22 protein-coding genes and 1 pseudogene are annotated in these 23700 nt (G+C 68.1%); 9 read left to right on the top strand and 14 right to left on the bottom strand.

All coding sequences use genetic code 11. From position 1 onward, the window contains the following. The first annotated feature begins 6 nt into the window (after window positions 1-6). On the top strand, window positions 7-1191 hold the full coding sequence (locus V9G04_17165) for a glycine C-acetyltransferase (GenBank protein MEI2714966.1): 1185 nt from the start codon (window positions 7-9) through the stop codon (window positions 1189-1191). A gap of 66 nt (window positions 1192-1257) precedes the next feature. Then, window positions 1258-1899 carry a response regulator transcription factor gene (locus V9G04_17170; protein ID MEI2714967.1) on the top strand — a complete coding sequence of 214 codons (642 nt, stop codon included), beginning with the start codon at window positions 1258-1260 and terminating at the stop codon, window positions 1897-1899. Between the two features lie 136 nt (window positions 1900-2035). On the opposite strand, the gene V9G04_17175 is transcribed toward V9G04_17170, so the two are convergent. After that, the gene (locus V9G04_17175) at window positions 2036-2329 is read right to left on the bottom strand and encodes an antitoxin (GenBank protein ID MEI2714968.1); all 294 of its coding nucleotides are present in this window, start codon (window positions 2327-2329) and stop codon (window positions 2036-2038) included. A 413-nt stretch (window positions 2330-2742) separates the two neighbouring features. On the opposite strand from V9G04_17175, the gene V9G04_17180 reads away from it, so the two are divergent. Beyond that, complete coding sequence (locus V9G04_17180) at window positions 2743-3450, top strand: EcsC family protein (protein ID MEI2714969.1); 708 nt, start codon at window positions 2743-2745, stop codon at window positions 3448-3450. A gap of 30 nt (window positions 3451-3480) precedes the next feature. On the opposite strand, the gene V9G04_17185 is transcribed toward V9G04_17180, so the two are convergent. The 5 genes from V9G04_17185 to V9G04_17205 form a co-directional block, all read right to left on the bottom strand. After that, window positions 3481-4128: a hypothetical protein gene (locus V9G04_17185; protein MEI2714970.1), complete on the bottom strand. Its 648-nt coding sequence runs from the start codon at window positions 4126-4128 to the stop codon at window positions 3481-3483. A 70-nt stretch (window positions 4129-4198) separates the two neighbouring features. Next, window positions 4199-5716 (bottom strand): SDR family NAD(P)-dependent oxidoreductase, encoded by a 1518-nt coding sequence (locus V9G04_17190; GenBank protein ID MEI2714971.1) that lies wholly within the window; start codon window positions 5714-5716, stop codon window positions 4199-4201. A gap of 89 nt (window positions 5717-5805) precedes the next feature. Further along, window positions 5806-8424, bottom strand: a complete 2619-nt coding sequence (locus V9G04_17195; protein MEI2714972.1) for a multicopper oxidase domain-containing protein — start codon at window positions 8422-8424, stop codon at window positions 5806-5808. Then, on the bottom strand, window positions 8421-9512 hold the full coding sequence (locus tag V9G04_17200; GenBank protein MEI2714973.1) for a hypothetical protein: 1092 nt from the start codon (window positions 9510-9512) through the stop codon (window positions 8421-8423). Before V9G04_17200 ends, V9G04_17195 begins: the two co-directional genes overlap by 4 nt. After that, the gene (locus V9G04_17205; GenBank protein ID MEI2714974.1) at window positions 9509-10108 is read right to left on the bottom strand and encodes a hypothetical protein; all 600 of its coding nucleotides are present in this window, start codon (window positions 10106-10108) and stop codon (window positions 9509-9511) included. Before V9G04_17205 ends, V9G04_17200 begins: the two co-directional genes overlap by 4 nt. Window positions 10109-10161: 53 nt before the next feature. Between V9G04_17205 and V9G04_17210 the strand changes: the two genes are divergently transcribed. Further along, window positions 10162-10473: a DUF2249 domain-containing protein gene (locus tag V9G04_17210; GenBank protein ID MEI2714975.1), complete on the top strand. Its 312-nt coding sequence runs from the start codon at window positions 10162-10164 to the stop codon at window positions 10471-10473. Window positions 10474-10654: 181 nt separating this feature from the next. Here the strand turns inward: V9G04_17210 and V9G04_17215 are convergent. Both V9G04_17215 and V9G04_17220 read right to left on the bottom strand, forming a co-directional pair. Beyond that, window positions 10655-10906: pseudogene (locus tag V9G04_17215) on the bottom strand (VOC family protein). 16 nt (window positions 10907-10922) lie between these two features. Beyond that, entirely contained in the window at window positions 10923-11261 is a 339-nt protein-coding gene (locus V9G04_17220) for a helix-turn-helix domain-containing protein (protein MEI2714976.1), read from the bottom strand. 95 nt (window positions 11262-11356) lie between these two features. On the opposite strand from V9G04_17220, the gene V9G04_17225 reads away from it, so the two are divergent. The 3 genes from V9G04_17225 to V9G04_17235 are packed head-to-tail and all read left to right on the top strand — an operon-like array spanning window position 11357 to window position 14182. Then, on the top strand, window positions 11357-12640 hold the full coding sequence (locus V9G04_17225; protein ID MEI2714977.1) for an LLM class flavin-dependent oxidoreductase: 1284 nt from the start codon (window positions 11357-11359) through the stop codon (window positions 12638-12640). Then, window positions 12637-13245: an FMN reductase gene (locus V9G04_17230; GenBank protein ID MEI2714978.1), complete on the top strand. Its 609-nt coding sequence runs from the start codon at window positions 12637-12639 to the stop codon at window positions 13243-13245. Before V9G04_17225 ends, V9G04_17230 begins: the two co-directional genes overlap by 4 nt. Window positions 13246-13261: 16 nt before the next feature. Continuing rightward, window positions 13262-14182 carry a pirin family protein gene (locus tag V9G04_17235; GenBank protein MEI2714979.1) on the top strand — a complete coding sequence of 307 codons (921 nt, stop codon included), beginning with the start codon at window positions 13262-13264 and terminating at the stop codon, window positions 14180-14182. An 81-nt stretch (window positions 14183-14263) separates the two neighbouring features. Here the strand turns inward: V9G04_17235 and V9G04_17240 are convergent, their stop codons facing one another. Then, on the bottom strand, window positions 14264-14764 hold the full coding sequence (locus tag V9G04_17240) for an NUDIX domain-containing protein (protein MEI2714980.1): 501 nt from the start codon (window positions 14762-14764) through the stop codon (window positions 14264-14266). A 123-nt stretch (window positions 14765-14887) separates the two neighbouring features. Between V9G04_17240 and V9G04_17245 the strand changes: the two genes are divergently transcribed. After that, complete coding sequence (locus V9G04_17245; GenBank protein ID MEI2714981.1) at window positions 14888-15415, top strand: dihydrofolate reductase family protein; 528 nt, start codon at window positions 14888-14890, stop codon at window positions 15413-15415. Continuing rightward, complete coding sequence (locus tag V9G04_17250; GenBank protein MEI2714982.1) at window positions 15412-15600, top strand: hypothetical protein; 189 nt, start codon at window positions 15412-15414, stop codon at window positions 15598-15600. The genes V9G04_17245 and V9G04_17250 overlap by 4 nt, the downstream gene beginning before the upstream one ends. Before the next feature lie 82 nt (window positions 15601-15682). Here V9G04_17250 and V9G04_17255 read toward each other — a convergent pair whose 3' ends face one another. The 5 genes from V9G04_17255 to V9G04_17275 form a co-directional block, all read right to left on the bottom strand. Continuing rightward, entirely contained in the window at window positions 15683-17347 is a 1665-nt protein-coding gene (locus V9G04_17255) for a hypothetical protein (protein ID MEI2714983.1), read from the bottom strand. A 138-nt stretch (window positions 17348-17485) separates the two neighbouring features. Beyond that, the gene (locus V9G04_17260) at window positions 17486-18796 is read right to left on the bottom strand and encodes a guanine deaminase (protein ID MEI2714984.1); all 1311 of its coding nucleotides are present in this window, start codon (window positions 18794-18796) and stop codon (window positions 17486-17488) included. Then, entirely contained in the window at window positions 18793-19641 is an 849-nt protein-coding gene (gene xdhC, locus V9G04_17265; protein MEI2714985.1) for a xanthine dehydrogenase accessory protein XdhC, read from the bottom strand. Before xdhC ends, V9G04_17260 begins: the two co-directional genes overlap by 4 nt. Continuing rightward, window positions 19638-22073 carry a xanthine dehydrogenase molybdopterin binding subunit gene (xdhB, locus tag V9G04_17270; protein MEI2714986.1) on the bottom strand — a complete coding sequence of 812 codons (2436 nt, stop codon included), beginning with the start codon at window positions 22071-22073 and terminating at the stop codon, window positions 19638-19640. Before xdhB ends, xdhC begins: the two co-directional genes overlap by 4 nt. Next, the gene (locus V9G04_17275) at window positions 22073-23665 is read right to left on the bottom strand and encodes an FAD binding domain-containing protein (GenBank protein MEI2714987.1); all 1593 of its coding nucleotides are present in this window, start codon (window positions 23663-23665) and stop codon (window positions 22073-22075) included. The genes xdhB and V9G04_17275 overlap by 1 nt, the downstream gene beginning before the upstream one ends. Window positions 23666-23700: the final 35 nt, after the last annotated feature.

A 23700-nucleotide genomic window follows, 5' to 3' on the forward strand; every position in this document is an offset into this window, starting at 1 on the left:
TGTGTGATGTACGGCGACCTGCGCGCCCGCCTGCGTACGACTCTTTCGGAGATCGACGCGGCCGGACTGACCAAACGCGAACGGCAACTGACCACCCCGCAGAGCGCGCACATCGCGACGCAGTCGGGTGAGGCGTTGAACTTCTGCGCGAACAACTACCTCGGCCTCGCCGATCACCCCGAGGTGCTGGCGGCAGCACGCGCCGCGTTGGACGACTGGGGATTCGGGATGGCGAGCGTACGTTTCATCTGCGGCACCCAGACGCTGCACAAGGACCTCGAAGGCGCGATCGCCGACTTCCTCGGCACCGATGACGCGATCCTCTTCTCCTCGTGCTTCGACGCCAACGGCGGCGTCTTCGAGACACTGTTCGGCGAAGAGGACGCGATCATCTCCGACGCGCTGAATCACGCCTCGCTGATCGACGGCATCCGGCTGTCGAAGGCCGCGCGCTATCGCTATGCCAATGCCGACATGGGCGAGTTGGAGGCGCGCCTGGTCGAGGCGTCGGGGGCGCGTACGCGTGTCATCGTCACCGACGGCGTCTTCTCGATGGACGGCTACCTCGCGCCCCTGGGCCGGATCTGCGACCTGGCAGAGAAGTACGACGCGCTGGTGCTGGTCGACGACTCACATGCGACCGGCTTCGTCGGGCCTGGCGGGCGGGGAACTCCTGAGCATTTCGGCGTCCAGGATCGCGTCGACATCGTCACCGGGACCCTCGGCAAGGCGCTGGGCGGCGCCTCGGGTGGTTTCGTGGCCGCCCACGCCGAGGTCGTCGAGTTGCTGCGCCAGCGTGCGCGTCCCTACCTCTTCTCCAACGCGGTGGCGCCCTCTGTGGCTGCCGGGTCGCTGCGGGCGCTGGAGATCGCGGCCTCTTCGGACGAGGCGCGTACGACGTTGCGCGCCAACACCGCTCTCTTCCGCTCGCTGATGACCGAGGCCGGCTTCGAGGTGCTGGCCGGGGAGCACCCGATCACCCCGATCATGTTCCGCGGTGATGACGGCGCTCGCCAGGCTGCCGACGTTGCGGACGCGATGCTCGCCCAAAGGGTCTATGTGATCGCGTTCTCCTTCCCGGTCGTGCCGCGTGGCGAGGCGCGCATCCGCGTGCAATTGTCCGCGGCGCACAGCGAGGCAGACGTACGCCGGTGCGTGGAGGCGTTCGTCGCCACCCGTGCCGCCTCGTGAGCGGTGGGGCTCTCAATCACCCCTCCGGAGGTAGACAGCACACCGACGCCGGGCGATGGTCGAAGTATGCCTATCCGTCTCGCACTGGTGAACGACTACGAGGTCGTGGTCGAGGGACTCTCGGCGATGCTGCGGCAATATCCGGGCGAGTTCGAGATCGTCGAACTCAATGCCAACACCGAGGTCGTCTCCCGCGTCGACATCGCCTTGTATGACGTCTTCGCCCAGAGCGCAGGCGACGGCGCCGACATCGACGACCTGCTCGCGAACCCGGTCGTCAACAAGGTGGTCGTGTACGCCTGGAACATCAGCCCGGGCGTGGCGCGCCAGGCACTCGACCGCGGCGTCCACGGTTTCGTCTCCAAGACGCTGCCGGCCAACGAACTCGTCGTCGCGCTGCGTACGGTCCACGACGGCGAACAGGTGGTCACCGACAAGGCTGCCAAGCGCGGCACGATCGGTGGCGACTGGCCCGGGCGCGAAGAGGGATTGACCGCGCGTGAGTCGGAAGTGATCGCCCTGATCACCCAGGGCCTGTCCAACAGCGACATCGCCAGCCAGGCATCGCTGTCGATCAACTCGGTGAAGTCCTACATCCGCAGCGCCTACCGCAAGATGGGCGTCACCTCACGTACGAATGCCGTCCTCTGGGGGATTGAACACGGCTTCGCCCCCGACCGCAGCCGCCAGCGCGGACCTGATTCCTGAGGTTGAGTTGGCCGTGCCTGGGTGTTGAGTTGGGCGTGCCTGGGCAAATGCAGCGGACCCGGCCGGGTCTCCCCGGGCCGGGTCCTGTGTTGCTGCTGGGCCGATCTCGGCCCGTCTCTTCAGTCTCGTGTGACGATCACACGTCCGTCTCCGCACCGTTGCGGCGCTGGGCCAGGCGCGAGACACCGGTCTTGAGCTGGCCGGCCACCTTGCCGACCTGGTCGGCGTACTTGCCGTCCGTACGCTCATCGACCTTCGCCGTCGCCTTGTCGAGGAAGCCCTCGATCTCGGCGCCGCGCTCGTGCGCGAGGTCACCGGCAGCTGCGAGGCCGCGGTGGACCAACTTCTCGGCCTCGGCCGCGAAGGTCTGCACGTGCTTCTCGATCTCGAGTTCGTCGATCTTCTTCTTCAGAGTCTCGGTGATCGTCATGTCATTACCCCTTCGGGGAGTGGGAGCGCGGGTCGCGCGCTCCGGTCCTTCTTGATGAACCCCGTGTTCGGTGCTCGCGGGTGCAACGAGTGAGCGGGCCGATCCATTCCGCCTCCCCGGTGGTTGAGGAGGGCGAAGCCCGCCCCCCGGTGGTTGAGGAGGGCGAAGCCCGCCCTCGGTGGTTGAGGAGGGCGAAGCCCGCCCCCCGGTGGTTGAGGAGGGCGAAGCCCGTCCCCCGGCGGTTGAGGAGGGCGAAGCCCGTTCCCGGTGGTTGAGGAGGGCGAAGCCCGTCTCGAAACCACACGACAGCGGGAATGCGCACCTCCCTTTGGGCTGTTTCGCTCCTACGCCGGTGCGGGTAGACAGAACCGGCCCGGCCGAGTCGCGGCCGGTCGTACTCCTGAGGAGACCACATGGGCTTGCTCGATCTGATCCGCCCCAAGAAAGAGGACGTACGCGCGACGCGCTCGGCGCTGGAGGCGGCCGAGGACGGCACCGCAGACGATGGGGCCATCAACGGGCTCGTCACGAAGATCTTGAACTTCGGCCTCGACGGCGCCGGTCCGCTCGACTCCGCGGTTCAGATCGCCGAGGAAGCACGCAGCAAGCACAAGTCGACCAACGACGCGATCGATGCGGTCGTACGCAAGCATCTGATCGGCGGCGCGGTCGGTGGTTTCGCCACTGGTGTCGGCGGCTTCGTGACGATGCCGGTCGCGATCCCGGTCAACGTGTTGGAGTTCTATGTCCAGGCCACCCGGATGGTCGGCGCGATCGCGCACCTGCGCGGCTATGACGTGACCCGGCCCGAGATCCGTACGGCCATCCTGCTCACCCTGATCGGCTCGAAGGCCGACGACGTACTGAAGAAGGCGGGTGTCGCGACCGGTGCCGGGCGGCTCACGACGCTGGCGTTGAAGAACCTGCCTCCTTCGGCGATGTTGATGATCAACAAAGCGGTCGGCTTCCGGCTGCTGCGCGGTGTGGGCGAGAAGCTGTTCTCGCGATTCGGCCGTGGCGTACCCGTCCTCGGCGGTGTGGTCGGCGGCGGTATCGACGGCTTCATGATGCGCAAGATCGCCGAGGCGGCGCGCAAGGAGTTCCCGGTCAAGCCCGCCTAAGCCGAGGGGTCATGAACTCTGGCCGAGGGGTCATGAACTCCGCTCCCACGCCGGGCCGTCGCCGCCGAACTTCTCGACCAGCCGGCGTCCGACGTGACCGGCGTTCGCTTTGAGTACGCCCTCGGGCACGGTCGGCAGGTTCTCCTCCCAGTCGATCAGTGTCGAGCCGCGGAACTGCAGGATCCGGGCCGGTCGCCCGAAAAAGAACTGGTGCAGGTGCGCGCTGCCGTCGCCATAACGGGCCAGATGTACGCGCCCGACGCTCGGCAGTTCCTCCACCGCCGCTGCGATCGCGACGATGAGGCGGCCGAACTCGGAGGCGAGTTCATCAGGCAGGTCGGCGAGGTCGTGATGCGTACGCGGGTCCAGGTTCAGCGCGACGGGCAGTTTGCCTTCCAGCCAGGTGTTGAGCACCCAGCGTTCGTTGCTCCACGCGTACGATCCCTCGCGCTTCTCGCTCGGCGGCCGCGAACACCAGCACTCGGCCGGGTCCTCGCCTCGACGAGGCGTTTCCGCGTTGGCGAGCGCAGCGAGCGGCTTGATCCGCAGACCTTCGGTTTCGAACGGGAAGATGTCCCACCCCGGCATTTCCTCCAGGGCCACGGGGAGCCGCCGCTCGGCGTCGGTTGCTGCGAGCACGCGGGCGTAGAACTCTTCGGGTTTTTCGAGGTCAGTCATGCCGCTGAGCCTGTCACCTTCTGCTGACTCGGCGGGAAGATGTGCTGACTCGGCGGGGATTTGTGCTGACTCACCAGGGGGAGGGTTCGTAGTCCTTCACGAAGCAGCCATACAGATCGACGCCGTTCTCGCCTTGGACGATCGGGTCGTACACCCGAGCGGCACCATCCACCAGATCCAGCGGCGCATGCCAGCCCTCGGCGGCGATCCGCAGCTTTTCGTGATGCGGCCGCTCGTCGGTGATCCACCCGGTGTCCACCGCTGTCATCAGGATGCGGTCGGTCTCGAACATCTCCTTGGCTGAGGTGCGCGTCAGCATGTTCAGCGCCGCCTTGGCCATATTGGTGTGCGGGTGCCCGGCGCCCTTATAGCGGCGCGAGAACTGCCCCTCCATCGCCGAGACGTTCACGACGTACGCGCGCCGCACCCCCGGCTCCGAGCCGACACCACGCGTCGCCGCCGCCATCGCCGGCCGCAGCCGCGACACCAGCAGGAACGGCGCGATCGAGTTGCACAACTGCACCTCGAGCAACTCCAGCGGATCGACTTCGCCGACCGTCTGGGTCCAGGAGTTGTTGAGTTGTACGTCGGGCAGCAGCCCACCCGCATCGATCGCCGTACCTGCCAGATGCGCGTCAAGTGACGCGTTGCCCGCTTTCAACGCAAGCGCTGTCAACGACGCCGCGTTGTGCGCCGCCAACGCCGCCGCATCCGACTCACCCTCGTGATGCGCGACTGCCTCGTCGCGCAAAGCCCCCGCGATCGCGGCCGGGTGCGCATCTGAGATCCGGTCGAACGTGACCATCTCGGGCAAAGTGCGATCAGTCGGCAGCGGCGCGGATTCACCCTCGACCAGCGGGGCGTACGCGCCGGGCGTACGGCGTACGGTCTGGCAGGCGTTGTTGATCAAGATGTCCAGCGGACCCGCTGCCGCAACATCGTCGGCCAGCGAGATGACCTGGGTGGGGTCGCGAAGATCGATGCCGACGATCTTGAGCCGGTGCAGCCAGTCGCCCGAGTCCTCCAGGTCGGTGAACCGGCGTACGGCATCCTTCGGGAACCGCGTCGTGATCGTCAGATGCGCACCGTCGCGCAGCAGTCGCAGCGCGATGTACATCCCGATCTTGGCCCGCCCGCCCGTCAGCAGTGCGCGCCTGCCGGTGAGATCCGTACGTTGGTCGCGTTTGGCGTGACTCATCGCCGCACAACTCGGGCAGAGCCAGTGATAGAACGCGTCCACCAGCGTGAAGTCGTTCTTGCAGATATAGCAGCCGCGTGCGGTGATCAGTTCGCCCGCAAAGGCTCCGGGCGCGGTGGAGACCAGCGGAATCCCGGCTGTCTCGTCGTCGATGCGTACGGGACTCCCGGTCGCGGTGAGCTCGATGATGCGCTGGTCGTGTTGGAATCGCTCGGCCCGGATCTCGGCGCGGCGGGCCTTCTTGATCAGCTTGTACATGAACGACGCCGCACGCTTGACCGTACGAATATCCGGGTGATCGGGCGGCAACTCGGGCAGTTGTTTGAGCACTCGCAGGGTCGTCGCCAGATCCTCTGGGTCGATCCTGGGGACGTCGCTGTTCGCACTCACCCCGCCATTGTCACGGGTGCGGGTGATAACGGCCGATTTCACAACTCAACGACCAGGGTGGCCCAACTCAACGCCCAGGGTGGCCCAACTCAACGGACGCGGAGGATGCCGTGGGCACCCCGTTCGGCATCGATCATCACGTGGCTGACGAAGGGGTAGTCGCCGCGTTCGGTGAGGGTGAGTTCCACGAAGCCACCCTGGGCAGGCAACAGAGGAAGCACCTGGGCGCCGGTCGAGCGCGCGGGCGCGGAGGCCGACCCGAGAGTCCAGGACCCTTCGGTCCACACCCGATCGAACTGACCACCGACCACGTGGAACGACGACGCCCGATTCGGCCCCGCGTCGAGGATCCAGAAACGCACCCGGTCACCGGGCGAGACGACGAGTGGGTCGTGGTCGTACTGGTTCGGATACCCGTTGAAGGACACCTTGTCGGGGCGCTCGGCCATCAGTTTGTCCATGTCGACCTCACCTGCATTGCCGGAGCCATCCTCGGGGCCGAAGAACTGCTCGGACTGCACCATCACGAACTCGTGATCCACCTCCGGCAGGTCGGGTGGGTCGATGACCACGGCACCGAAGAGCCCGTTGGCGATGTGCGCCGACATCGGCATCGAGGAGCAGTGATACATCCAGATGCCCGCGCGCCGCGCCGTGAAGCGATACACCAGGGATTCGCCGGGCGGGATCGTACGCATCACCTTGTCCGGCGCGCGTACGCCCGCGTGGAAATCGACCGAGTGACCGATCTTGCCGTCGTTGACCAGAGTGATCACGAAGCGGTCGCCCACTCGGCCACGCAGGGTGGGGCCGGGTGCGGTGCCGTTGTAGGTCCACAAGGTCTGGCGTACGCCCGGCGCCACCTCCTGCTCCTGCTCGGTGACTCGGAAGGTGACGCGATGCACCCGTGACTGCGCCGCGGGGGGCAAGGCGGGATCGATCAGGCGAGCATCGGGGCCAGGACCGGCATCGGAGCCGGAGTGCGACTCACCGTGGGAGGAGTGAGCCGAATCTGCGGTAGCGGCGGGAGGGTCCGAGGCAGCTGGCGCAGCAGCACCACCGCGCGCCACGATCGACATCACCATGCCCATCTGCTTGTGCCCGATCACCGAGCACCAGCCGTCCACGTCTCGACCGACCACGCCGACGTCGACCACGGCCGACTCTCCTGGCGCGAGTCGGCCGGAGTCGTGACCGGTCTCCAGCACCAGGTCGTGCACGTCGGTGTCGTCGGTGTTGACCAGGGTGATGATCAGGTGATCGCCCGCATCGACCTCGATCTTGTCGGGGGTGAAACGCATGTCGGCGGCCTCGACACGTACGCGTACGGTCTGGCCGGTCGCAGCCACACCTGCCGCGGCCGAGTCCGGCGGCCCACCCAGCGAGGCCGGATCGACCGCACCGCCGATCGCGACCGCGCCGAGCATCAGCGCGAGCCCGACGGCCGCAAGCCCGGTGTGCTGCCCCGCGGGTCTGGCCTCGACGAGTGCTGTCTCCCCACGATGGCGCAGTCGAACGCTGCGCAGCAGCAGAGGTACGAACGACGCCAGCGCGCCGAGCACCAGCGTCGAGGCGATCACGCGTACGACACTGGGCACCGGCAGCGCGCAGACCACCAGGCCCAGGTTGGCCAGCGTCACCCGCAACGCACTCGCGGCGTCGAGTGAGCGGTTGGCCGCGCGTACGGCCGCGGGACCACCGCCCAGCACCACCGGCACCAGGTAGGACAACGCCCCGAGCAACACCTGGGCGATGAATCCCGCGGCCAGGTAGGGCGTGACCGCGTCGAGCGCGTCGGAGATGCCGTGCCAGCTGGGCGTACGCGCGATCAGCACCAGCGCCCACGACAAGCCGCCGACCAGCCAGGCGACACCGGCGCCGACCGACCAGGTCGGGAACTCGCGCGGCGGCTTCACCCGCGCGGTGAGCACGAAGAAGACCGCGAGCATCGCCACGCCGCCGAGATAGGTCACCAGCCCGACCGCGACCACCCATGGCCGGTCGGTCCAGGACGCGAGCAGGACCAGCGTGATGCCGCCGAGCAGCGCCGGCAGGGCGCGGCGCGACCAGACCTCGGCGCCTTCGACGATCCGCGTACGCAGCATGGTCGGCCACAACGTGACCAGGGTGCCCAGCACCGTGAGGCCGATCCAGCCGAGCAGGTTGACGCCGACATGCGCGATCCGCACCCGCGTGTCGAGCGGATCCGACAGATCACGTGCCAGCCAGACGCCGAGCACGGCGCCGACAGGCAGCAGCGAACCCGCCGCGAGATAGAAGTGCAACGTCGACGCAAAGCGCGACTTGGTCGGGCCAAGCCCGCCGACGAGCGCCCAGACATGCCACACCACTGCAGCGATGACCAGTGCCGCACCCGCCACGGTCAGCGGCCAGATCCGCGACGGCACGCCCATGGTGACGACGAGTACGCCGACGTTGAACAGCGCCAGCCGGGCACTCTGTTCGCGCCGCGGCGTCGCCGGGATCCGCAGCAGGGTGTCGGCGAAGTAGCGGCTCCACACCAAGATCGCGTGCCCCGCGGCACCCAGCACGAGTAGGTGGATCATCAGCCAGCGCGGGGCGGAGATGAAGGGGTGCACCAGCGAGACCACCAGCACCGCGACCAGCCAGCCGACGACCGGGAGGTCGCGCATCGGCCAGAAGCCGCGGGTCGACGAGGCCGCCGGGCGCGAGTCGATCGTGGTCATCGCAAGGCCTCCTGGCGTACGCGGGGTGCTGGCGCCAGGACGAGCCCGAGCACGGTGAGCACGAAGAGGAGCAGCGCGACCGCGTTGCCCGCTCCGCCGATCTCGCGTGCGGGCACCGAACCGAGCCAGTCCCCACCCCACAGCCGCACGATCAACGAAAGCTGCAACACCGCCCAGGGCAGGTAGAGAACGGGGCGATAAGGCAGCGCCACCCGGCTCACGGCGGGAAGGATCGTCGGGGCGTGCGCCATGATCATCGACAGGGCGAAGCCGAGGAATACCGCATGCACCACCGCGTCGTACGCCCGGCCCTCACCGGCGGCCAGCGCACTTCCAGCCACCAGCCAGATCAGCCCCGCCACGAGCAGCCAGGCCTGACCGGCCAGCATGCAGACCGCGATATAGCGCGGCAGCCCGGTGCCGCGCACGGTGCGGCGCGCGACGTCGTACGACCACAGCCACCAGGTCAGCAGCAGCAGTGCTGCGCCCAGCAGCGGGAAGCCGACAGCGGGCCACAGCGTCGCAGCCGCCGCGGACAGGCAGATCAACGTCGCGGTCGCGAGCAACGACCGGGAGGCCTGGGCGGGCATCGCCAGGCGCGCCAACTCCAGTCGTTCGCCCGCGATGGTGAGGATCACGAAGCCTGCCAACCACGGCACGACGAGCGCCAGATCGGCGCCACGACTCCACAACACGGTGCCACCCGCCACCAGCACCGCCCCCAGGGCGCTGACCAGCACGGCGTCGTCGCGCTGGCGACGCCACAGCGGGACGTAGAGCAGGCAGAGTCCGAGCGCACCGGCGACCAGGACTCCCGCTGCGGGAGCGAACCCCGCGATCAGGCCGAGCGCACCCAACCCGAACAGCGCGGGGACGAGATAACCGGCTCGCTGGCCCAGTGCGACGGCGCGCTCCAGGGCGATCAGGGTGCCGATGAAGCCGAGCACCATCAAGACGCCGTGCGCCTCGCCGAGGCGCCCCGAATGGATCGGCGACCAGACCCGCAGGAGGGTCAGTCCGGCGTCGATTCCCACCAGGAGGGCGAGCCCGGCCGGCAGCACGTACGCCGTACGTGGCGCTGCGGTCATGTCAGCCGCACGCGGCAGCCGCCGCCCTCCACGAACGGTTCGAGGGTGGCACCGTTGGCGCCCAGCACGCCTTGAATCATGCCGAGGTGCGCACCACAGACGACATCTTGATGTGATCGGGCTGCGTCGAGCAGCGGGCAGTTGGCGAGCCTGATGGTCGTGGGCTCGTCGATCCAGTCGGGGCTGAAGCCGGCGCGCGCGAGCGCGGCGAAGACGCGCGCGGAGGGCTCCTTCGCGGCCTGCTTGCCCAACTCGGCCACGACGCGTCCCCCCCAGGCACGACCACCGCGTACGGCCGCCTCCACCGGGCCGTCGTCGGTGAAGTTGGACAGACCGTCGGCGAGCGCGAGCGCGAGCGACTGGTAGTCGGTCAGGGTCGGGATGTAGGCCCAGGCCGGCCGACCGCGCCGCCCGTTGTGGAGCGGCACCCGCGCGACCTTGCCGGCCGAGACCAGCGCGGCGAGATGGCCGCGCAGCGTGTTCGCGTGCAGCCCCGTCTCGCTCTCCAGCATCGCAAGCGAGATCGGCCCGTCAGCGGCCTCGATGACCTCGAGCACCCCGACTTGAGCGGCCGTGACCGGCACAGTTTTTTCCACGGGGCTTAGGGTAGTTTATTAAGCCAAGTCTCCCAAGCCGAAAGAAGCACCTGATGGACTACCTGCCCCTCGCCGACCAGCCGACCGACGACCACCACGCCGAGGGTCACACCTGTGCCTGCGGCGAGTCCGACCCGGCCGGCTTCCCCGAACTCGATGCGCGCATCATCCCGCATGCGATCCGACATGCCACGATCTTCGGCGCACTCGACTCGATCGCGCTGGGCCACGGGCTCGTACTCATCGCCCCTCACGACCCGCTGCCGCTGCTCGCGCAGGCCGAGCAGCGTTATGGCGGCGCCTTCGAGGTGTCCTATGTGGAGCGCGGCCCGGAGGCGTGGAAGGTCCAGTTCGTACGCAACTGATCGCGGCGGTTTGCCGCCCGGCACCCGCTAGCGCGAGCCGGCAATGTTGACCAGCCAGTCGATCCCGAAGCGGTCCACCAGGGCGCCGAACTCGTCGCCCCACACCTGCTTCTCCAGCGGCATCGACACGGTGCCGCCTTCGGCGAGCGCGGCGGAAATAGCCGCGCATCGTCTCGGCGTCGTCTCCTGAGATCGAGATCGTGATCCCCGCAGGCTTGGCGTACTCCATCCCCGGCGGGGTGTCGGCCCCCATCAGGCAGAAGCCCTCGTCGGTGAGCAACTGCGAGTGCATCACCAGGTCCTTCTCCGGACCGTCGGCGCCCATGTCGCCGAAGCGCATGACGTTGAGCTCGCCCCCGAGGACGGACTGATAGAACTCCATCGCCTCGCGGGCGTTGTCGACGAACGAGAGGTAGGGGTTGAGTCTCATCATGGGCTCAACCTAGACCTCAGATCAGCGCCTCGTGATGGCGTTGGCCGAATGCCGTCAGCGCCTCGAGCACCGGGCGTACGTCACGACCCACATCAGTCAGCAGATAGCGCACCGACACCGGCGGGCCCGGGTCGACGACGCGCTCGGCGATGCCGCGCTCGCACAGTTCCTTGAGCCGAGCGGACAGGACCGCATCGGTCACGCCCGGCACCGCTCGCGAGATCTCGGAGAAGCGTTCAGCGCCTCCAAGCATCGCCTCGATGACCGCACCCGCCCAGGCTCGCCCCAAGACACCCAGGGCGTTCTCGATGGGTGAGCAGACTGGGCCTCGACTTTGCTCGACCGACTTGGGCACCGCACTCCTCGATTCGTGCTTGGAATAACTGAGCCACTATGTTGTTGATAGCGGCAACAGAGTTCATAGTACGGCACGCAACCAGGGAGTGAGCAATGCAGTTCGGCATCTTCACCGTCGGAGACGTCACCACGGACCCGATGACCGGTCAGACCCCCACCGAGTACGAGCGGATCAAGGCCACCGTCGCGATCGCCAAGAAGGCCGAGGAAGTCGGACTCGACGTCTTCGCCACCGGGGAGCACCACAACCCGCCGTTCGCCGCACCCGCGAACCCGACCGTGCTGCTGGCGCACATCGCCGCGCAGACCAAGCGGCTGATCCTCACCACCGCCACCACGCTGATCACCACCAACGACCCGGTCCGCCTGGCGGAGGACTATGCGTACCTCCAACACCTCTCCGACGGCCGGATGGACCTGATGCTCGGTCGCGGCAACACCGGCCCGGTCTATCCGTGGTTCGGCAAGGACATCCGCCAGGGCCTCGAGCTCGCGGTGGAGAACTACGCGCTGCTGCACCGGCTCTGGCGCGAGGACGTCGTCAACTTTGAGGGCAAGTTCCGCACTCCGCTGCACAACTACACCTCCGTGCCCCGCCCCCTCGACGGCGTCGCGCCCTTCGTGTGGCACGGCTCGATACGTACGCCCGAGATCGCCGAGCAGGCGGCCTTCTACGGCGACGGCTTCTTCGCCAACCACATCTTCTGGCCCGCTTCGCACACCCAGCAGATGGTGCAGTTGTATCGCCAGCGCTTCGAGCACTACGGCCACGGCACCGCCGACCAGGCGATCGTCGGACTCGGCGGTCAGGTCTATCTGGCGCGCAACAGCCAAGACGCCGTACGCGAGTTCCGGCCGTACTTCAACCGGGCGCCCGTCTACGGCGGCGGCCCGTCCATGGAGGACTTCACCCGCGAGACGCCGCTGACGGTGGGCTCGCCGCAGGAGGTCATCGAGAAGACGCTCGGTTTCCGGGAGTACGTCGGCGACTATCAGCGCCAGCTCTTCCTGATCGACCATGCGGGGTTGCCGCTGGCCACCGTGCTCAAGCAACTGGACCTGCTCGGCGAGGAGGTCGTACCCGTGCTGCGCAAGGAGTTCGCGACGCTGAAGCCGGCGCACGTGCCCGACGCGCCCACGCACGACTCGCTGCTGGCGAGGCTGCGTGGTGGTTTCGAGACGCCGACTTCGTCGGCTCCTCAACCACCGGATGGGGCCGCTGCTTCGGGTGCACAACCGCAGGTCGATCGGTGGACCGGCACCCGCGCCGAGGACGAGAACCAAGGCTTCGCACCGGCGTCGACCGCGACACCGGTGGTTGAGGAGTTCGCGACAGCGAACGTCTCGAAACCACGCAACACGGGAGGCGCAGCATGACCCGCTCACTCGTCGTGGTGAGCGCGGGCCTGCGCTCGCCCTCCACCACCAAGATGCTCGCCGACGACCTGACCCAACAGGCGGTCGCCGCCCTGGGCGGGTCGCCGCACGTGACGCACATCGAGGTCCGCGAACACGCCCACGCCCTGGCCGACACGCTGCTGACCGGCTTCCCCACCGGCGCGTTGAAAGAGGCACTCGACGCGGTGGCTGCTGCCGACGGTCTGATCGTGGTGACGCCGACCTTCGCCGCGTCGTACGCCGGCCTGTTCAAGATGTTCTTCGACGTGCTGGAGCCCGACGCGCTGCGCGACACCCCGGTCTTGCTGGCCGCGACCGGCGGCACCGAACGGCACTCGCTGATGCTGGAACACGCACTGCGCCCGCTGTTCAACTACCTGGGTGCGCAGACCGTACGTACGGCCGTCTTCGCCGCGACCCAGGACTTCGGGGGCGCCGGAGTGAGCGATCTCCAGACCCGGATCGCGCGCGCTGCCGCGGAGTTGGGGGCGATGATCGAGCGCCGGCCGGTCGCGAGCAGGCAAGATGAGGTCGCAGGGCTGCCCGCCGGGGTTGCGCCGTTCGCGCAGTTGCTGCGCGGCTGATCCTGGAGGAGAGCAGATGACCGAGGTGCAGGTGTTGGCTCCGCGCGAGGTGCCGTTGGGCGGACTGCGGGCGCTGACCGTCCGGCGTACGCTCCCCCACCGCGACCGCTCCTTCATCGGGGCGTGGTGCTTCGTCGACCACTACGGTCCGGCTCGAGTCGGGGTGGACAGCCCGCCGATGGATGTCGCACCCCACCCGCACACCGGGCTCCAGACCGTGTCGTGGCTCTTCGAGGGCGAGATCGAGCACCGGGACTCCGGGGGCGTACACGAAATGGTGCGCCCCGGCGAGGTCAACCTGATGACGGGCGGCTCGGGGATCTGCCACTCGGAGGTCTCGACCCCGTCGACCTCCACGTTGCACGGCGTGCAGTTGTGGGTGGCGTTGCCGTCAAGCGCACTCGACGCGCCGCGGGCGTTCGACCACTACGCGGCACCGTCGGTGCAAGTTCCCGGCGCGACGATGCGAGTCTTCCTGGGATCGCTCCTAGGTTCCTCCTCGCCGGTGACGACTCACACCCCACTATTGGGCGCCGAGTTGGTGTTGGAACCTTCAGCGGTGTTGGAGGTGCCGGTGGACTCCTCGTTCGAGCATGGCGTGCTGCTGGACACCGGGTCGGTGTCGGTGTCCGGAGTCGCTCTCGAAGTCGGCGCGCTGGGCTGCGTCGACGCAGGCACGTCGTCCCTGGCCTTGACCGCCGGACCCTCGGGCGCGCGGATCATCCTGCTCGGCGGGCCGCCGTTCGACGAAGAGATCGTGATGTGGTGGAACTTTGTCGGGCGTACCCATGAGGACGTGGCCGCGGCTCGTGCCGACTGGGAGGCCTCGTCGGACCGGTTCGGGTCGGTGTCCGGCTATGTCGGTGAGCGTGCACGCATCCCGGCGCCGGAGTTGCCGGGCGTACGCCTGAAGCCGCGTGGGCGGCGGGGCCGCTGAGCTTGCCCTCCCTCGCAAGAACTGCGGCCGGAGGGGTGATCTTCGGCGCTCGGACCCGCCCCGAGGCCGCAGTTCTTCGGGTCAGTTGGTGTTGCCGACATACCCCGGACGTACGCCGGGCGGCATCGCCAGCCAGCGTGCGACCACCTTGGGCCACAACGGCTGATCAGTCAGGTCGGCGAGCGGCAGCCAGGTGACGCCGGTCTGCCAGGCATCGGGCACAGTCGCCAGTCCGGGCTCCTCCCCCGCGGCCAGCGTGCAGAAGAAGAACGCTTCGCGCTGGTGGAACCACCCGTCGAGGGCAGCGAACTCGTGATCGCCTGCGACGTAGTCGCGCAGGAAGGCGAAGTCGCCGACGACCACGTCGCAGCCGATCTCTTCGCGACACTCGCGGCGCAGCCCCGCGACCGAATCCTCGCCGTGCTCCTGCCCACCACCGGGGCACATGAAGAAGGAGGTGCCGTCGGCCTCATTGACCGTCACGAGCAGGTGGTCGTCGCGGATGATCAGCGCCTTGTTGGCCACCCGGATCGCGGGGGCGGCACCAAGTCGTACGCCGGGCGGGTTCACGGGATCTGCCACATCCGCGATCGTTGCACGTCGACGATCCGGCGGCGGGACTGTGGTGGTTTTGGTGCGTCTGGTGCACCAGATCCACCACACTTCCCCACCGCCTTGCAGCGCCAAGGGCGCTAGCGTGGCGTGATGGGCCGACTGCGCTATCAGATCAACGTCACGCTCGACGGCTGTGTCGACCATGCCGCGCTCGAAGGCACCCAGGAGATGCATGACGTCGCCGCCGATTCGCTGGGCCGCGCGGACGCGCTGCTCTTCGGGCGGGTGACCTACCAGATGATGGAGTCGGCGTGGCGGCGGTCATCCCCGGAGGAGTACGACGACCCGTTTGTGAAGGTGATCAACGAGCTGCCCAAGCACGTGGTTTCGTCCACGTTGGAGTCGGTGGGCTGGAACTCGACGTTGCTGCGCGGCGACCTGGTGCAGGGCGTACGCGAGCTCAAGGAGTCGACCGATGGCGAGTTGCTCACTGGTGGCGTGACGGTGCCACGCGTACTGGCCGCGGCGGGGTTGATCGACGCGTACGAATTCGTGGTGCATCCGGTCGTCGCCGGCCACGGGCCGCGGCTGCTGGACGGTGTCCGGCTCGACCTGGAGACGGTGGCGCGCACGCCGCTGGAGTCCGGCGCGACTTTGCTGAGTCTCGTCCCGCGATGAGGGATCTGCTCGCCTATTGGGGGGTCGAGGACGAGCCCGTCACCCGGCTCGAAGGCGGGATGAACTCCGCGACCTGGGCGGTCGGGGAGTCGTACGTCTTGAAGGTGGTCGCGCCAGCTCGCGCCTGGGGTGGCTCAATAGATGCGACGAGACGCCGAGATGCCGTCGACGATCACGGTGAGTAGCGCCGCACCTGACCAGTCGACGCCTGAAGCCGACTCGCCCCGACCGTTCGCCCCGGCCGTGACCGTGTCGAAGCACGGCGATTCACTGCCGTCGGAGGCCACACAGGTCGTCGAGTCGCCGTTCGCCAGCGTCGTGATGGCGTACTCCTGTCCACTGCGGAAACCGGTGACGACGACATCGAGGTTGCGACAATTGGCCGAGTCGTCGCCTTGCCCGTCGCAGGCGCCGTTGTCGCGTAGAACCACCGTCCTGGGCGCGGCCCGGCCGCAGAAGCGCCGCGCCGGACTGGAGGCTGAGTCCTCTCTGGTTCCGGCCGTGGCCCGAATGTAGACACACGCCTCCTCGCCCCCCTCGTTGGTCGCGACCCTGACTTCCTTCCCAGAACTGCGCCACTTGCCGGTGCTTCGGCGCCACTCGAACGAGCGGAACTTGCCGCCGTGGAGTCGAGGGCGAAGCTAGACGGAAGAGCACGCTTCGCTCCTCAGGCACGACCGCGGCGAGCCTCGGCGCCGCGGGCGCACCGAACGGCGACACCCCGTGCACTGTCGCCCCAGGGCCTGACACACCGTCGAACAACGTCACGACTGTGAGCGACTGCGCCCCAAGCCTCGAGAACGGCACCCGCAACGACTCCGTGGGGCTGTAGATCTTTCCTTTGATCTTCATCCCGCTCGCGGGAGGTACGAGCGGGGCAGATGCCACCTCGACCGAAAGGGTCGCGCGGTGGTTGCCGTTGGCGACGTCCGTGACATTCGAGACGAGCCCGAGGCACTCGACCAAGCGCGCCGACGTGGCGTCCGAACGATCGTCCTGCGCACCGTCCAGGAGCACTGCGGCAAAGGCATGCGCCAGGTCGGCCTCGGGCTCGTCTCGATAGCACTGCTCGGGCTGGCTCGCCGTCGCCGAGGCGGCACCGGCCATCGAGTCGCGCGCGGCGGGATCACAGGCCAGAAGTTCGGTGAACCAGGTCTCAGCCAGACCGGCACCATTCGGGGTTCTCGCGAAGGCCTGGAACTCAGAGTCGACGAGGTCGCTCGACGCGACGACGGCATCCAAGCCCCTCTCCTTGACGAGCCCTTCGCTGGCGCAGCGTGCCGCTTCTTCAGATGTCCAGGGGTTGACCGCCTGGAGAGAAACTCCCATCTGCTTGGCAAGAGCGAGTTCGTCGTCGTTGAGCGTCAACGATTGGCGAATCGCCACACCCGTCGCAGCGGCCAGTGCTAGCGCGACGGCGGCGCCGACGAGGATGCGTACGCGCCGACCGCGTGGGCGTACGGACGTGGGCGGGGTTGGGGCCGCAACCTCGACCTCCGCCTCGGACAGATCCACCTCTTCTGCAGGCGCCTCCATGACGTCCGGAGTGCTCGCGGCTTCGAACGGTGCGATCACCGTCTGATCGAGTCCCCCAATCTCGATCTCAGTCGCAGTGTCGGGCGCCTCCTCCGGCTCATCGTCGGGCTTCTCGTGCGGCACCGGCTGAGTCACGAAGAACGCCATGCCGTCGATCTCGCCGGCGTCGAGGACCTCCACTCCGGACTCAGCGTGCGCCATCGCCCGGGCACGAGCCAGGAAAGCAGTTCGATGCTCCTGGGTCGAGCCGGTGTCTCGCGCCAGGAGCGTCAAGATGACCTCGCGCTGCAAGTCGCGCTGAATCGCGCGATAGGTCACCGCCCCGTCGCGTTCGCCCAGTCGCCGCACGATGTCGTACCGCCCGAATGCGTCGCCGGCCTGCGGCAGTCCTTCCACGCCCGGGAGCCTAAGGAGCCGAGTCGACCACCAAGACCAGATCCGGGGTCCCCTCTTTTGGGGGTGGGGGGCTCCCGGCCCTTAGTGGGCGCCTCGTGGCCACCTGGTGGCACCCACGCACCCGTTAAGCCGACTGCCTCACCAGCCTTCGGCCGGGCCCTGCACCTCGTCGCCGCCGACCCAGACCGCACCGATATCGACGGCACTGGCCAGCGCGAAGATCTTGGCCAACGCGTCGGAGTCGTCGGCGGCATGGCGCAAGCCCACGTCTAGCGGGTCGTCGGTCACCGGTCGCAGCCAGATCGCGTCGAACTCCTTGCCGACGCTGAGATCACCGCACGTGTCCGACATCCCCAGCGCCGAGGCGCCAGCCGCGGTGGCGAGATGAAGCAGGTGCGTCGAGGTGAGTTCGAGGCCGACGGCGGGGCCGAGGAGTTGCTGGATGAAGTACGCCTGGAGCCCCTCCTTGAAGATCGAGAAACCCGTACCCGCTCCCACGTCCGAACCGAGCGCGACCTCCACGCCGTGCGCGACATGGCGGCGCAGCGAGAAGAGACCCGACCCGAGCGCCGCATTAGAGGTCGGGCAGTGCGCAACCGCGGTCCCGCGGTCGGCGAGCACGTCGAGCTCATGGTCGGTCGCGTGCACGTTGTGCGCGAGGACCGCATTGGCCGAGAGCAGGGCGTGGCGGTCGTACGAATCCACGTAGTGCTGGGCTTCCTTGAAGAGTTTCGCCACCGACGCGATCTCGAGCGGGTTCTCGTTGACGTGCGAGGTGAACCAGGTGCCAGGTCGGTCCTTGAGCACGGCTTCGCACGAGTCGAGCATCGGCTCGCCAGCCGAATACGAGAAGCGCGGCGTCACCGCATAACGCGTACGCCCGACGTCATGCCAGCGGTCAGCGAGCGCGACGGCCTCGTCGTACGCCCGATCGGGAGTGCTCAGCAGTTCGGGACGCAGCAGCCGGTCGCTCACGACCAGACCGGAAGTGACGCGCAGGCCGACCCGGCTGGTCTCGGCGAAGAGAGCATCAACGGCGGTCGCGAAGTGCGAACCGAAGACGAGCGCCGTCGTCGTCCCTGCCGAGACCAGGCCGTGGACGAAGTCTTGGGCGACTGCTTCGGCGTACGTCCGGTCGGCCAGGCGCGCTTCCTCCGGCAGGGCGCATTTGTCGAGCCACTCGAGCAGCGGCATCCCGAGCCCGGCGATCACGCGGACCTGCGGATAGTGCACGTGGGTGTCGACGAGGCCGGGCAGGAGGATGCCATCGCGCAGGTCGATGACGTCGGCGTCGGGGTGTGTCGCTCGGAGGCTGTCGTACAAATCCCGCGCCGTGATCCGGCCACCCTCCACGAGGATCCCGGCGTCCGCGTCGGCTCGCAGCGTGCCGCCGGCGAACGGGTTGTCGGGGGTATCGAACACGCGGGCGCGGTAGAGCGTCTGCGTCATGGCGTCTCCACCACCGACTGCTGCCAGGAGGCGACGAGTTCGGCGGCCACGGCCAGCGCGATCGTGGCCGGCTCCTTGCCGGCAAGCGCGGGCAGTCCGATCGGGGACCGGATCGAGTCGGGATCGAGGCCTTCGGCGCGCAGATTGCGTACGAACCTCTGCCACTTCACGTCGCTGCCGATGACCCCGATCGACCCGAGGTGGCCGCAGCGCAGTGCTGCGTCGCAGAGCGCGAAATCTTCTGCGTGGTCGTGAGTCATGATCAAGACGTCGGTGCCCGCGGGGACCTCACCGAGGACGAGTTCGGGGACGATCGCGTGGCGGGTGTGGATGGTGGCGGGGTGGTTTGGGTGGTTTCGATGGTTTCGAGACGCCGGTTGCGCCGGCTCCTCAACCACCGGGGAGCACGAAGCCGCAGCGACAGCATCGGCGCGGGAGTCGACCAGCCAGAGCTCGATGTCGTGGCGGACCAGGATGTGCGCCAACTCCCGACCGACGTGGCCCAGGCCGAAGATCGCGACAGCGGGTACGACCGGCAGGGGTTCGAGCAGCAGCGTGACCTCGCCGCCGCAACACTGGCGACCGTGCTCGGTCTGCGCCTTGTCGGAGAGGTTGAGGGTGAGCGACTCGGCGGCGACGGCCCGACCGACGATCAACTCGCGCGCCCGCCGGATCGCCACCTCCTCCAGGTTGCCGCCGCCCACCGAGCCCCAGGTCTCGTCGTCGGTGACGACCATCTTGGCTCCGGGCGCACGCGGGGTGTGACCGCGTGCCGCGCTGACTGTGACGAGCACCCCGGGCGTACGCGTCGTACGCAGGTCCGCGACGGCGCGCACCCAACTCACGGGTGGTCCTCGGTGGGCAGCAGCGTGCGTGCCATCTGACCCGAGCCAGACCACTGCGCGGCGGCCTCGGAGTGCGGCCGGAGCGGGCGCGCATCTGCGTCAGGCTGCGGCGGGATATGACCGTCGAGGCTCACGTGCGCATTGGCCGGGTCGTCGGCGTGCCCGGCACGAGCCGCCTCGATCGCCCACCACACCGCCTCCGGAGTCGCGGGCGACGCAAGATCCACCGACACCCCGTCGGGGCCGAACGCCTCGGCCGCGGCGCGCAACGCCTCGCGTACGGAGAACGCCAACATCAGCGGCGGCTCTCCCACTGCCTTCGAGCCATAGATCGCACCGTCCTCGTGCGCCTTGTCGTAGAGCGTGACCCGGAAGTCGGTCGGCATCTCGGAGAAGCTCGGCAGCTTGTAGGTCGACGCCGCCTGCGTCGACAACCGACCACGGTTCGGTCCATCGCTCTCGTCCCAACGCAGGTCCTCCAACGTCAACCAGCCCGCGCCTTGCACGAAGCCGCCCTCGATCTGGCCGATGTCGACGATCGGAGAGAGAGAATCGCCGACGTCATGGACGATGTCGACTCGACGAGTGGTGTACGCCCCGGTGAACCCGTCCACCTCGACCTCGGCGACGGCCGCTCCGTACGCGAAATACTTGAACGGCACGCCCTGCATGATCGAGGAATCCCAGTGCAGACCCTCGGTGGCATAGAAGCCGGCCGCCCAGAGCTTGACCCGGTTGAAGTAGGCGGTGTTGACCAACTCCTCCCACGTCACGTCGTCGGCCAGGCCCTTCGCAGCCTTGAACTCGTGCAGGCGGCCGAGGATCTCGTCGCAGGCCGCCTTGACCGCGCCGCCGTTGAGGTCCGCGCCCGTGGAGGCAGCGGTCGCGGAGGTGTTGGGCACCTTGTCCGTACGCGTGGGTGCGAGCCGCACCTTGCTGAGGGGTACGCCGAGCGCGGTCGCCGCGACCTGGAGCATCTTGGTGTGCAGGCCCTGGCCCATCTCGGTGCCGCCGTGGGTGACCAGGACCGAGCCGTCCTTATAGACGTGGACGAGTGCGCCGGCCTGGTTGAACGCGGTGAAGTTGAACGAGATCCCGAACTTCACCGGCGTGATCGCGAGGCCGCGCTTGGTGTGCTCGTGAGTCTTGTTGAACTCATGGATCTCGGCCCGACGGTCGGCGTACGCACTGGACTCCAGCACCTGGTCCCAGATCTCCGGCATCCGCTCGGCGTGGCGCACCGGCATGCCGTACGGCGTGTCTTGGCCCTCGACATAGAAGTTGCGTCTTCTGAGTTGCGCGGGGTCGATCCCGAGCAGTGGCGCGACGCGGCCGAGGATGTCCTCGATCACGAGCATTCCCTGCGGGCCGCCGAAGCCGCGGAACGCGGTCTGCGAGGTCTTGAGGGTCTGCGCGATCCGGCCGTGCACGCGCAGGTCGGGGATCCAGTACGCGTTGTCGATGTGGCACAGGGCGCGCGCCAACACCGGCTCGGACAGATCGAGCGAATAGCCACCGTCGGAGGTCAGTGTCGCGTCGAGAGCCTGGATCCGGCCGTCGTCGTCGAACCCGATCCGCCAGTCGGCGTGGAACCCGTGCCGCTTGCCGGTCATGGTGATGTCCTGGTTGCGGTTGAGCCGCAGCCGGACCGGCCGGTTGGTCAGTGTCGCGCCGAGCGCGGCGATGGCGGCGAGTCCGTGCGGCTGCATCTCCTTGCCGCCGAAACCGCCGCCCATCCGCAGGCACTGCACCGTCACTGCGTGCGCGTCGATCCCGAGGACGTGGCTGACGATGTCTTGGGTCTCGGTGGGGTGCTGGGTGCTCGACTGGATGAAGATCTGGCCGCTCTCGTCGACCATCGCGAGCGAGCCGTGGGTCTCCAGATAGAAGTGCTCCTGGCCCGCGAACTCGAACTCGCCGGAGAACACATGCGTCGATCTCTCGAAGCCGGCCTCGACGTCGCCTCGCGCCACGGTGGGCTGGCCACCCTGGAAGCTGTGCGCCGCGATGGCTTCCTTGACGTTGATCAAAGAGGACAGCGGCTCGGTCTCGACCTCGACCGCCTGCGCGCCCAGCCGGGCGGCTTCCAGCGTCTCGCCGAGCACCCAGCAGATCGCGTGTCCGACATAGCGAACCTCGTCGGGGAAGAGGGGGTCGTCGTGCTTGATGCCAGCGTCGTTGACTCCGGGCACGTCTTCTTTGGTGAGGACGCGGACCACGCCTGGGATGTCGTACGCCGGCTCGGTGTTGAGCTTCGTGATCCGCGCATGCGCATGCGTGATCGAGACCGGCCAAGCGTGCAGGCAGTCCTTGGTGCGGTGCACCAGGTCGTCGGTATAGAGCGCGTGCCCGGTGACGTGGAGGGCGGCGGACTCGTGTGGGTGCTCCTGACCGACGATCGCGTGGTCGGGGCGCTGGCTGAGCGTGCTCATCAGGACTCCTTCCCGAACTTGCGCAGCGACTGGCGCAACATCGCCTTGCGATAGGGCGCGCTGGCGCGGTGGTCACCCATCGGCGTGCCCTCCTTCTCAAGGATCGTGGCGGCGGCTTCGACGGTCTCCTTCGTCCAAGGCCGTCCTTCCAGCGCGGCCTCGGTGTCGTACGCCCGGATCGGGGTTGCGGCGACGCCACCCAGCCCGATGCGCGCCTTGGTGATGACGCCGTCCTCGACGTCGAAGGCGTACGCCACCGCGACGCTGGAGATGTCGTCGAACCGTCGCTTGGCGATCTTGTGGAACGCGGTGATCTTGGCCAGTGGGAGCGGGATCGTGATCGCCTTGATCAGCTCGTCGTTGCGCTTCACGGTCTCGCGGTAGCCGGTGAAGTAGTCCTTGAGGGCGACCTCCCGCTCACCTTGGGCGCTAGCCAAGATGAGGCTTGCTTCGAGTGCGAGGAGGGCGGGCGGGGCGTCGCCGATCGGCGAGCCGGTGCCGAGGTTGCCGCCGAGTGTGGCGCCGTTGCGGATCAGGCGGCTGGCGAACTGAGGCCAGAGTGCATTGAGCAGGGGTACCCGCTCGCCGAGGTGTTGCTCGATCTCGCTGAGGGTCAGCGCCGCCCCGAGGGTGAGTGGTTTCGAGACGGGGCTGCGCCCCTCCTCAACCACCGGTGAGTCGGGTGGCTCAGAAACCGCCGCGGCGTCCGGTGGTTGAGGAGGCCTTCGAGACGCCGACTCCGTCGGCTCCTCAGGAACCACCGCCCCAGGCGAAGTCGGTGGTTGAGGAGGCCGCGCAGCGGCCGTCTCGAAACCCTCCAAACCACCCAGGTCCAACTCGCGCAGCTCTGCGAGGCGATCGATCGCGATCACCAGTGGCGGTCGGGCGCCCTTGATGTTGACGTCGACACCGTGGTCGGTCGACCCCGCGACCAGCAACGCGTCGGGTACATCGGCGAGCAGGGCGAGTGCTGCGGTGAGATCAGCCGGTCGTACGAACCTCCCGCTCGAATCCTTGAGATCGGTCGGGCGCGCTTCGGGCGCCGGGTGAGTGCAGCGGGTCATGAGGCTGTCGTCGCCAGCGGGGTCGCCCAGCTCGTACGCCGCGTCGCGGATCGGGCGATAGCCGGTGCACCGGCACAGGTTGCCGCTCAGGGCGTGGAGGTCGAACCCGTTGGGGCCGTGTTCGTGTTCGTGGTCTCTACTCTGCGCAGCCACCCGGTCGGGGCGGTAGTACTCGGCTGCCATCGAGCACACGAAACCGGGCGTGCAGTAGCCGCATTGGGAGCCACCAGCCTTGGCCATCGCTGCCTGCACGGGGTGCAGATCATCGGGCGAGCCCAGGCCTTCGGCGGTGACAACCTCCTGGCCGTCGTACGCAGCGGCAGGGACCAGGCACGCGTTGATGGACACCCAGCGCGAGCCACCGTCGCCATCGGGGCGAGCGACGAGCACCGCGCAGGCGCCACACTCACCCTCGGCGCAACCCTCTTTGGCGCCGGTGAACCCCTGACCTCGTACGAAGTCGAGCAGGTTGGTGTGCGGCGCGGTGCCCTCCAGGGGACAGGTCGTGCCGTTGACCGAGATCTTCATGAGCTCCTCCGAGTCTGCGCAGGCGTCTGCCTTCA

It is taken from the genome of Nocardioides sp., from assembly GCA_037045645.1.
Taxonomy (GTDB): Bacteria; Actinomycetota; Actinomycetes; order Propionibacteriales; family Nocardioidaceae; genus Nocardioides.

What these genes read in the sequence shown, in the direction of transcription:
- V9G04_17165 (MEI2714966.1), top strand. Translation starts at nt 7, where the DNA reads ATGTACGGCGACCTGCGCGCCCGCCTGCGTACGACTCTTTCGGAGATC.
- V9G04_17170 (MEI2714967.1), top strand. Translation starts at nt 1,258, where the DNA reads ATGCCTATCCGTCTCGCACTGGTGAACGACTACGAGGTCGTGGTCGAG.
- V9G04_17175 (MEI2714968.1), bottom strand. Translation starts at nt 2,329, where the DNA reads ATGACGATCACCGAGACTCTGAAGAAGAAGATCGACGAACTCGAGATC.
- V9G04_17180 (MEI2714969.1), top strand. Translation starts at nt 2,743, where the DNA reads ATGGGCTTGCTCGATCTGATCCGCCCCAAGAAAGAGGACGTACGCGCG.
- V9G04_17185 (MEI2714970.1), bottom strand. Translation starts at nt 4,128, where the DNA reads ATGACTGACCTCGAAAAACCCGAAGAGTTCTACGCCCGCGTGCTCGCA.
- V9G04_17195 (MEI2714972.1), bottom strand. Translation starts at nt 8,424, where the DNA reads ATGACCACGATCGACTCGCGCCCGGCGGCCTCGTCGACCCGCGGCTTC.
- V9G04_17200 (MEI2714973.1), bottom strand. Translation starts at nt 9,512, where the DNA reads ATGACCGCAGCGCCACGTACGGCGTACGTGCTGCCGGCCGGGCTCGCC.
- V9G04_17210 (MEI2714975.1), top strand. Translation starts at nt 10,162, where the DNA reads ATGGACTACCTGCCCCTCGCCGACCAGCCGACCGACGACCACCACGCC.
- V9G04_17225 (MEI2714977.1), top strand. Translation starts at nt 11,357, where the DNA reads ATGCAGTTCGGCATCTTCACCGTCGGAGACGTCACCACGGACCCGATG.
- V9G04_17230 (MEI2714978.1), top strand. Translation starts at nt 12,637, where the DNA reads ATGACCCGCTCACTCGTCGTGGTGAGCGCGGGCCTGCGCTCGCCCTCC.
- V9G04_17235 (MEI2714979.1), top strand. Translation starts at nt 13,262, where the DNA reads ATGACCGAGGTGCAGGTGTTGGCTCCGCGCGAGGTGCCGTTGGGCGGA.
- V9G04_17245 (MEI2714981.1), top strand. Translation starts at nt 14,888, where the DNA reads ATGGGCCGACTGCGCTATCAGATCAACGTCACGCTCGACGGCTGTGTC.
- V9G04_17250 (MEI2714982.1), top strand. Translation starts at nt 15,412, where the DNA reads ATGAGGGATCTGCTCGCCTATTGGGGGGTCGAGGACGAGCCCGTCACC.
- V9G04_17260 (MEI2714984.1), bottom strand. Translation starts at nt 18,796, where the DNA reads ATGACGCAGACGCTCTACCGCGCCCGCGTGTTCGATACCCCCGACAAC.
- xdhB (MEI2714986.1), bottom strand. Translation starts at nt 22,073, where the DNA reads ATGAGCACGCTCAGCCAGCGCCCCGACCACGCGATCGTCGGTCAGGAG.
- V9G04_17275 (MEI2714987.1), bottom strand. Translation starts at nt 23,665, where the DNA reads ATGAAGATCTCGGTCAACGGCACGACCTGTCCCCTGGAGGGCACCGCG.